This is a genomic window from Mycobacterium sp. (genome assembly GCF_035314905.1).
GTDB lineage: Bacteria > Actinomycetota > Actinomycetes > Mycobacteriales > Mycobacteriaceae > Mycobacterium.
The window spans coordinates 1-5,559 of the sequence record NZ_DATFYW010000227.1 but is presented as its reverse complement, the minus strand read 5'-3'; the positions used below and the strand labels follow the sequence as shown (position 1 = coordinate 5,559).

The 5,559-nt window shown below is 67.1% G+C and carries 2 protein-coding genes and 2 pseudogenes; all 4 read right to left on the bottom strand.

The window, feature by feature from the left end; translation table 11 throughout:
- Nucleotides 1-127 precede the first annotated feature (127 nt).
- A pseudogene (locus VKG81_RS19900) lies at nucleotides 128-418 on the bottom strand (cytochrome P450); the annotation flags it as partial.
- A gap of 657 nt (nucleotides 419-1,075) precedes the next feature.
- Entirely contained in the window at nucleotides 1,076-2,938 is a 1,863-nt protein-coding gene (locus VKG81_RS19895) for an ABC transporter ATP-binding protein (protein WP_324398447.1), read from the bottom strand.
- A complete protein-coding gene (locus tag VKG81_RS19890) occupies nucleotides 2,935-4,737 on the bottom strand; it encodes an ABC transporter ATP-binding protein (protein ID WP_324398446.1) in 1,803 nt (600 codons plus the stop codon). Before VKG81_RS19890 ends, VKG81_RS19895 begins: the two co-directional genes overlap by 4 nt.
- Before the next feature lie 373 nt (nucleotides 4,738-5,110).
- Nucleotides 5,111-5,550: pseudogene (locus VKG81_RS19885) on the bottom strand (GAP family protein).
- Nucleotides 5,551-5,559 lie beyond the last annotated feature (9 nt).

The following is a 5,559-nucleotide window of genomic DNA, read 5'->3' as shown; positions in this document are numbered from 1 at the left end:
ATGCTGTCACGGTGCGTGATGGACGTGCTCTGGATGCCGGAAAACATTGTGCGCGCCCAAGGGACGCGCGCGGCGCTGATCACTGCCCGTGACACCGTGGTCCGTGGGGTCGCCGACCGGAGCGCTGTCAAGTAGTCACGGGCAGTCGTCCCCACCCGCGCACACTTGCGGTGTGCGCCACGACGGCGTTGTCGTAATCGACTTCACCAATGGTGCCAACGCTTTATCACTTCTTCGAGCGCCACGCGGGCTTCCATGCGGCATAACGCCGAGCCCAGGCAGAAATGCAGCCCCTGCCCGAAACTCAGGTGCCCACCGGCGTCGCGGTGAATGTCGAAGCGGTCTGGACCTTCGAATCGGCGTGCATCGCGGCCGAGCCGTTCAGCAACAACATCACCAACCCTTCCGGAGTGGTCCGGACTTTCGCCCGGCAGGGAGAATATAACCTAATCTTTGTTCTGCATGAAGAGTGACGGCCCCAAGGGCCGCCACACACGTCGTTGATGCCCCCGGGGTTCCATGGACCCTCCGGATCGTCGGGTCCCACGGGCTGACCCGATTTCGCATCCATGTGGCCGCCCGGAACCTAGGCTGATCCTCAACAGCAGCAGAGCAGGGAAAGCGGATCACCACCGGAGGGACAGGACATGAGACCCGTGAATGTGCTTGCATTGACTTGCGGATTCATCGCCGCACCGGTGATGGCCGCCGGAACCGCGTCGGGGACGCCGTCGCAGTGCGATGGCGCGAACTGTGTGCCCTACGTGGCTCGCAACGTGGCGCAAGACGCGCCGTGTGATGTTCGTACCCGCTACGTCTTCGGCTTGGACTCCTCATCGGGCGCCACCTTGCTCTGCGCTGCTGTGGGTAAATGGGTGCCGTCGAAGCCCTTGGTCGGCGTCCGCCCGTTGGGGGCACCGTGCGATCAGAGCGAGGGCGCGGCGCAGTCCCCGGATGGCATACCGATGACTTGCGTCAGCGAGGGCTGGGTCGCTAACTACACCGAGATTTATTACAGCAATGCTGTTTGAGGTCGGGCTCCTGGCCCCAGCGGTCCCCGAGGGCCGCCCACGATTCAGGCCAGCGATTCCATCCACGCCCGGTGCAGGGCGGCGTACCGGCCACCGGTACGGCCGATCAGTTCGTCGGGCGGGCCGTCCTCGACGATCCGGCCGTGGTCGAGAACGAGCACACGGTCGGCGATTTGCACGGTCGACAGCCGGTGGGCGATGACGAGCGCTGTCCGGTCGGCCAGCACGGTCTCCAGCGCGCGCTGCACCATCCGCTCGCTGGGGATGTCCAGAGATGACGTGGCCTCGTCGAGAATCAACACGGCCGGGTCGGCGAGGAACGCCCGCGCGAACGCGATGAGCTGCCGCTGACCCGCAGACAACCGACCGCCCCGCTTGGCGACGTCGGTGGCGTAGCCGTCAGGCAGCGCCTCGATGAATCGGTCTGCCCCGACTGCCGTTGCCGCAGCACGGATCTCGTCGGCTGTGGCGTCGGGCCGGCCGAACCGGATGTTGTCGGCGACGGTGCCGCCGAACATGAAGTTTTCCTGGGTGACCATCACAACATGGCGGCGCAGTTCACTCTGGGCGAGATCGCGCAGGTCGATGCCGTCGAGCGTCACCGACCCGGAGGTCGGATCGTAGAACCGGGCGATGAGCTTGGCGACGGTGGTCTTGCCGGCGCCGGTGGTTCCGACCAACGCCACGGTCTGCCCGGCTGGCACGGTGAGATTCAGATCGGGCAACACCGCGCGGGCGGGCACGTAGGAGAACCGCACGTCGTGAAAGCCGATCTCGCCGCGAACGGCATCCAGTGACACCGGCCGCGCGGGATCGGAGATAGCGGGTCGTTCGGCGAGCACGCCGGCCAGTTTCTCCAGCGCCGACGCCGCGGACTGGAACGTGTTGAAAAACTGGGAGATGTCTTGCATCGGCTCGAAGAACATCCGCAGGTACAGCAGAAACGCGGCCAGCGTGCCGATCGTCATCTGGCCGTGCAGCACGCGGTAGCCGCCGTAGAGCAACACCACGCCGGTGGTGAGGTTGCCGACCAGCTTGACCCCCGGCATGAACACGGCCAGCAGTTTGAACGTCCGCTCGTTGACGGCGCGGTACCGGTCGGCAACGTCTTCGAAGATTTCCTGATTACGGGGCTCGCGCCGGTACGCCTGGACCGCCTTGATGCCCGTCATCGTCTCGACGAACTGCACGATGACCAGCGCCGCGCTCTCCCGCACCTTGCGGTAGGTCTTCGACGATTCGGTGCGAAACCACCACACCAACGCGACCAGGACCGGGAACGCGCCCAGACACATCAGCCCGAGACGCACATCGAGCGTGACGAGCAAAATCGCGGTGCCGACCAGCGTCAACACCGCGGTGATCAGGCTGTCGAAGCCGGTCTCCAGCATGTCCTGGATCGCCTCGACGTCGTTGGTGGAACGGCTGACCACCCGGCCCGAGGTGTAGCGGTCGTGGAACGCGATGTCGAGCCGCTGAAAGTGGCGGAAGACCCGGCGCCGCAGTTCCAGCAGCACCTTCTGTCCGATCCGGCCGGAGCGGCGCAGGAAGAGCACGCGGCTGCCCGCCTGGATCAGCACCACCGCACACAGCGCCCCGAGGATGGCGATCAGCGTGGCCGCCGAGCCGCCGTCGGCGATCGGTGGAATGCCGTGGTCGATGCCGCGCTGCACCAGCAGCGGAACCGACAGCCGCGCGGCGTTTTCCATGACAACGACGAGCGCCAGCAGCGCGAGCGTCATGCGGTACGGGCGCAGCAGCGAGCCGAGCAGCGCGCGGGCCTCACGCCGCCGCGGCACCGTCTCGTCGATGGGCGAACCGTCGTCGGCGCTGTCTCTGACGCGGCCGCGCCACCCATCGGCAGTGTCCTCGCCAACGGCGACAGGCGGAACATCGGTCGCGGTCATCGGCCCTCGGCCTTCGTCGTCGCGTAGCGCCGTGAGTCAGCGCAGGCGGCGTCGGTCGCCTCCCGCTCCTCGTACGCCTGGCAGAGCCGGTCGCGGTCCTCGTCGTCCTGCCACGCGCAGATGCGCTCCACGCTGCCGTCGAGATCGTCGTCTGCAGCCAGCAGGTAGCGGTACTGCGGGACCTCGGCGAGCAGTTGGGCGTGAGTCCCGACGTGAGTGATGGTGCCGTCCTCCAGCAGTGCCACCTTGTCGCCGAGCAGCACTGTCGACGCCCGGTGCGCGACGACGATGCCGGTGACCGCGTGCAGCACCCGGCCCAGTGCCTCCTCGACAACGGCCTCGGTGTGCACGTCGAGCGCCGACAGGGTGTCGTCCAGCACCAGCACCCTGGGCGCGGCGAGGATCGCCCGCGCCAGCGACAGCCGCTGCCGCTGCCCGCCGGACAGGCTCATCCCCTGCTCGCCGATGCGGGTGTCGAGGCCGAACGGCAGGTCGTAGACGAACTCCGCGGCGGCGACCTCGATGGCCTGCGCCACCTGCTCATCGGTGGCGTCCGGCCGGCCCAGCCGCAGGTTTTCGGCCACCGACATCGAGAACAGCGTCGGATCCTCGAAGGCCGTCGCCACGGCCTTCCGCAGCGCAGGCAGCGACAGTTCGCGGATGTCCTGGCCGTCGATGCGGATCTCACCTTCGGTGACGTCGTAGAGCCGGGACAAAAGCCCGGCCAGCGCGGACTTCCCCGAGCCGGTCGACCCGACCAGCGCAAGGGTCTCCCCCGGTTCTACGGTGACGCTGACGTGTCGCAGCGCCCAGTCATCGGCACGCGCGTCCGGGAACCGGAAGCCGACGTCGAGCAGTTCCAGCCTGCCGCCGCGAGGCGGTTCGGCCCGCGGACCGTCGGCGATTTCGCGGGGGGCGTCGAAGATCTCGGCGATGCGGTTGGCGGCTGTCATCGACTCCTGCGTCATCGACAGCAAGAAACCCAGCGAGGCGATCGGCCACACCAGCGACAGCATCATGGTGATGAACGCGACCAGGGTGCCCATCGTCACCAGGCCATGACCGGCGGCGTACGCCCCGAAGCCGAGCACGACGATCAAGGTGAGGTTGGGGATGACCTCGAGCAGGGTCCAGAACTTCGCCGAGACGGACACCTTCTGAACCTGGGTGTCATACAGCGTCGTGGCCTGCTCGTTGAAGCGGTCGTACGTGTAGGCCTCGCGGCCGAACGACTTGACCACCCGCACGCCGAGCGCAGCTTCCTCCACGTGCGTTGCGACGTGTCCCGACTGGTCCTGGGCCCGCCTCGACAGGCGGGTGAAATCCCGCTCGAAGTGCAGCACGGTCGCCGCGATCGGCACGATCGACACCAACACGACCACGCCGAGGGGCCAGTACATCGCCAGCAGGATCGCCGTCACCACGACGATCTGAATGATGTTGAGCAGCAGAAAGACCAGCCCGAACGACAGGAACCGGCGGATGGTCGACAGATCGTTCATCACCCGCGACAGCAGCTGCCCCGACTGCCAGCGGCCGTGAAAGGACATCGGCAGGATCTGCAGCCGGGCGTAGAGGTCCTTGCGGATGTCGGCCTCGACACCCATCGTGCCGCGGGCGATCAACCAGCGGCGAATGAACCACAGCAGCGCCTCGGAGACGCCGACCCCCATCGCTGCTGCGCCGAGCACCCACAGCCCGCGCTGGTCCTGATGTCGCACCGGGCCGTCGATGACGGCCTTGGTCATCAGCGGAATCGCGACGGTGGCCACCAGGCTGGTGACGGCCGCCACGACCATAGAAATCCACCGCGCACGGTAAGGCAGCAAGTACGGCAAAAGCCGCCGCAGATCAGAGCCAGGTCGCCTTCGTGCTGGTGGCGGCGCGAACGCGGGCGCCGACCGCAAACCATGATTCAAGGCTTCATCCACGACTTGTTCAATCTTCGCATAGGCAGCAACAGGAATAGCGGCTCGGTTATGCCGCGCCGTGTGCCGGAGCTCTCGGGATAGCCCTGACCGCGACACTTAAACCGTTGCGGCGAAACGCCGACATACGCCGCAGCAGGTTAAGTCTCGGCGTGGGTCCGCGACAGCTCCCGCAACTGGGACATCGAGCCCCTCTAAAGCGCGTGGGTCCGCGACAGCTCCCGCAACTGGGACGTCGGGCCCCCTAGAGCACGTGGATCCCGGTGTAGAGCAGCACGAGACCGATCACCACGAGGATCGCCGCCGCCAGGACGGCGTGCTGACGCTCCATCCACTCCCTGAGCCGCTCGAGCGGCTGATCGAGGCGCTCGGCGGTCACCGCGTGCGCCACAATCGGAACGGCCAACGTCAGCTGGCTAAGGCGGTGTAGTAGGCGATGGCTGTCCCCGCGCCCGCCACCCCCAACCCGGCCGTGCCGATTGCCAATCCCGCTGCCGCATTCATGAAGAACACCTTCGGATTGGCCACGGCGAGCACGACGCCGAGGACTGCCGCCCTGCCGGGCGTGATCTTGTTGAGGCTGGTCAACCACGCGGGCGAGCGGGCGGACCGCTTACGCGTCGCCCAGCGCCATACGCCGCCCGCGATCAAGCCCGACGCCCTGCCGGGGTCGGCTCCGCCCACCCCGTCATG

Coding starts and splice junctions, on each gene's coding strand:
- VKG81_RS19890 (WP_324398446.1), bottom strand. CDS start 4,737: ATGGTCGTGGCGGCCGTCACCAGCCTGGTGGCCACCGTCGCGATTCCG.
- VKG81_RS19895 (WP_324398447.1), bottom strand. CDS start 2,938: ATGACCGCGACCGATGTTCCGCCTGTCGCCGTTGGCGAGGACACTGCC.